A 449-nucleotide genomic window follows, 5' to 3' on the forward strand; every position below is an offset into this window, starting at 1 on the left:
GTCCAGACCGGCGGGCGCGCCGTCCGGACCGAAGAACTCCTCCAGGGTGACATTGAGGTCGAACTTGGCGACCCCGGTGTCCGAGGTCAGCGCCTCGACCTCCAGGCCGGGCAGCTCCAACTCCCCTTCCTCGGTGGACTGGAGCACCATCGCGACCTGGAACAGCGGGTGCCGGGCCAGCGAGCGGGCCGGGTTGAGCTCCTCGACCAGCCGCTCGAACGGCACGTCCTGGTGGGCGTGGGCGTCGAGCTGGGCCTCCCGGACCCGGCCGAGGCAGTTCGGCGAAGGCCGGGTCGCCGGAAGTGTCGGTGCGCAGCACCAGGGTGTTGACGAAGAACCCGACCAACTCGTCCAGCGCCTCGTCCGAGCGGCCCGCGACCACCGAGCCGATCGGCACGTCCGTACCGGCACCGAGGCGGGTCAGCAGCGCGGCCAGCGCGGCCTGGAGG

General features: G+C 72.2%; 1 pseudogene. It reads right to left on the reverse strand.

Annotated features, from left to right (window positions below):
• Positions 1–449 (reverse strand): annotated as a pseudogene (locus tag VR45_RS45185) (condensation domain-containing protein); the annotation flags it as partial.

This window comes from Streptomyces sp. NRRL S-495, assembly GCF_000966955.1.
Classification (GTDB): domain Bacteria; phylum Actinomycetota; class Actinomycetes; order Streptomycetales; family Streptomycetaceae; genus Kitasatospora; species Kitasatospora purpeofusca.